Origin of the sequence: Campylobacter concisus UNSWCS, assembly GCF_000466685.1 — a bacterium.
GTDB lineage: Bacteria > Campylobacterota > Campylobacteria > Campylobacterales > Campylobacteraceae > Campylobacter_A > Campylobacter_A concisus_A.
On record NZ_ANNG01000075.1, the window covers coordinates 1 to 2,634 of the forward strand.

The 2,634-nt window shown below is 33.6% G+C and carries 3 protein-coding genes and 3 tRNA genes; 1 reads left to right on the top strand and 5 read right to left on the bottom strand.

The window, feature by feature from the left end; translation table 11 throughout:
* The first annotated feature begins 372 nt into the window (after positions 1-372).
* Complete coding sequence (locus UNSWCS_RS10375; protein WP_021088465.1) at positions 373-1,128, top strand: DUF4198 domain-containing protein; 756 nt, start codon at positions 373-375, stop codon at positions 1,126-1,128.
* Between the two features lie 17 nt (positions 1,129-1,145).
* Here the strand turns inward: UNSWCS_RS10375 and imm40 are convergent, their stop codons facing one another.
* The 5 genes from imm40 to UNSWCS_RS10400 all read right to left on the bottom strand — a co-directional run bounded on the left by imm40 (position 1,146) and on the right by UNSWCS_RS10400 (position 2,631).
* On the bottom strand, positions 1,146-1,532 hold the full coding sequence (gene imm40 / locus UNSWCS_RS10380; RefSeq protein ID WP_235044409.1) for an Imm40 family immunity protein: 387 nt from the start codon (positions 1,530-1,532) through the stop codon (positions 1,146-1,148).
* Complete coding sequence (locus UNSWCS_RS10385; protein ID WP_021088464.1) at positions 1,505-2,071, bottom strand: hypothetical protein; 567 nt, start codon at positions 2,069-2,071, stop codon at positions 1,505-1,507. The genes imm40 and UNSWCS_RS10385 overlap by 28 nt, the downstream gene beginning before the upstream one ends.
* 205 nt (positions 2,072-2,276) lie before the next feature.
* A tRNA-Glu gene (locus tag UNSWCS_RS10390) sits at positions 2,277-2,351 on the bottom strand.
* 6 nt (positions 2,352-2,357) lie between these two features.
* A tRNA-Lys gene (locus UNSWCS_RS10395) sits at positions 2,358-2,433 on the bottom strand.
* 121 nt (positions 2,434-2,554) lie between these two features.
* Positions 2,555-2,631, bottom strand: a tRNA-Asp gene (locus UNSWCS_RS10400).
* Positions 2,632-2,634 lie beyond the last annotated feature (3 nt).

The window sequence follows — 2,634 nt, forward strand, 5'->3', positions numbered from 1 at the left end:
AAAATAATTTAGTGACATTATAAAGGATATAATCTTAATCTAATATTAAAATATAATGAGAAAAAAGAATTTTTATACAAAATATTTCAAAAATGAAACTTTTTAGCCATATAAATGTCAAAGGCAAATTTATTTTGATTCGTTCCTTTTTAGGCAAAATTTAATTTTATATTGACAATGATTATTATTTTGATATAATTGCGCAACTGATTTATATTTCGTAATTTCAGTGATTAAACTATTTTTATAGACGTGCTGTTTTTATAAATTTTCTAAAAATTAGCAAAATTTAGATCTATAAAAATTTAACAATATTTTTGTGACATATATTAGAAATAGAAAAATATACAATTTAATCTGAAAGGATAGGTAATGAATAAGCATTTATTTGCACTTTTGGCTTTGGCAGCATTTAGCAGCCACTCTTTAGCTCACGAATTTTGGCTTTTTGGAAGCAGCAAGGACGTAACTAGCGTTGATATCGGCTATGCAGACGACTTCCCGACTGTTGAAAAGATCCCAGATAATAGGATCGCTCTTTTTGAAACCCCATACATTATAAACAAAAATGGCGAGAAACTGAGCCTAAAACAAAGCGGCGAAAACTACCATTACGAAAGAGCCAAACTAGAAGACGGCTCATACCTTATAGCTGGCAAGTATAAGCCTACGTTTTGGACAAAAGCAAGCGATGGCACATGGCACATGGGCAAAACCAAAGAGGACATCAAGGACGCCAAATACTGCAAAAAAGCAAGCATGAGTGCAAAAGGTATCATAAACAAAAACGCGAAAGATGGCACAGTCACAAAGCCTTCCGAGCAGCGCTTAGAGATAGTCCCACTTGACAATCCAGCAAATTTCAAAGTTGGTGTGCCATTTAAAGTGAAAATTCTATTTGAGGGCAAACCTTTAGAAAATGCTACACTTGATGGAACATTTGATGGATTTTTAAAAGAAAAAAGTGCATTTCACGGCCAAACTGAGCCAGACGGCACGATAGAGGTGCTAGCACTAAAACCTGGAAAATGGCTGCTACAAACAGTGCACAAAATGCCATTTGCCGACTCAAAAATTTGCGATGACGAGACGATTGCTGCAACGCTTGCGTTTGAGATAAAAGAGTAAATTTAGCAGTGAGCGTATCAGTTTGGTGCGCTCTTTTGGGTATTATTTTGTTGTATTTGAACTACTAGAGTATAAATAAAATTATCCTCATTGTTTTTATAATAATTATTGATATATTTACTTGCTTTTTCAAAAGATTTTATAAAGTTGCTCCCAGAAAAGCTCCAGCTGTCATATGTAATGATGATTTCATCACCATTTAACTCATAAACATCTCCACCAAGCACTGTCATCTCTTTTTCTTTGATAATGTCTAAAACTTTTATAACATCATCAAATTTCCAGCCGATCTCATAAACACCGATTTTTTCTCTTAGAAAAATCCCCATACTTAATAGTGATTGAGGTAAAATATTTATAAAGTCTAAATCTATAATCATAAATTTTTCATCATATCCGTCCAAAACGGCACATTTTTATATTCACTTATATATTTTGGAATATCAACACCACAAAATTCATGCAACAAATACTCTTGCAAATTCCTACCATAATAGACTATATCGCCATAATATATTGACAAGACTGGCGGATCGTTATCATCATTCATCTCTGGCATAAATCTATGAGAATAGACTGGTATGATCTTTGGTGCATTTTTATATAGCTCAGCCACAATTTTAACTCTTTGCTCTCTTGATATCTTACACCATCGATCCGGTGAATAAACACTATTTGGTATATATTCTTCAAAAGAGGCGCTTTTTACAAATTCATAAAAATGTTGCATCATATTTTTTATTTTCGTGACATTTCCACTTGAAAAATCACGCCAATCATAAAAGCCGTCTAAAACCGGCAAAGCTGTAGTCAAAAATGACTTTAAAGAAAGAGGAAATTTAATCTCGTAAATTTCATATATTTTTTCAAGCTCGCTTTGAGTAAGACCAGCGTCAAATTTAATACCCTTTTCTTTTAGAAGCTTGATAATTTCTAAATACACTATTCAATCCCAATAAAATTCTTATAATGATTTAAATAAATTCCAAAAATTTAGAATCACTCCTATTGTATTAGTAACTCGGTAATCACATCTCTAAAGTATTTAATTTATATTTACATAAAAGTGTATGTATTTTGACTTACAATAATATACAAACATTTGAAGCTTATAAGAAAATACAGTTTTTATTTAAGAATTTAAAAAATGGTGACCCATACGAGACTCGAACTCGTGTTACCAACGTGAGAGGCTGGTGTCCTAACCGCTAGACGAATGGGCCAAAAGATGGTGCCCCGTGTAGGTCTCGAACCTACGACCCCATCATTAAGAGTGATATGCTCTACCAACTGAGCTAACGAGGCAAGATTAAGTATCAATAACAAATCATAAAGTGTTATCTTAGAACTTATAATCTTAAAATTTAATTTGACACTCAATAATGGGTGCTTTATGAGACACAACCTTAACCTAAGGTTTAATAGATGGCGCAGCGGACGGGGCTCGAACCCGCGACCTCCGCCGTGACAGGGCGGCATTCTAACCAACTGAACTACCGCTGCACC

Coding starts and splice junctions, on each gene's coding strand:
- UNSWCS_RS10375 (WP_021088465.1), top strand. CDS start 373: ATGAATAAGCATTTATTTGCACTTTTGGCTTTGGCAGCATTTAGCAGC.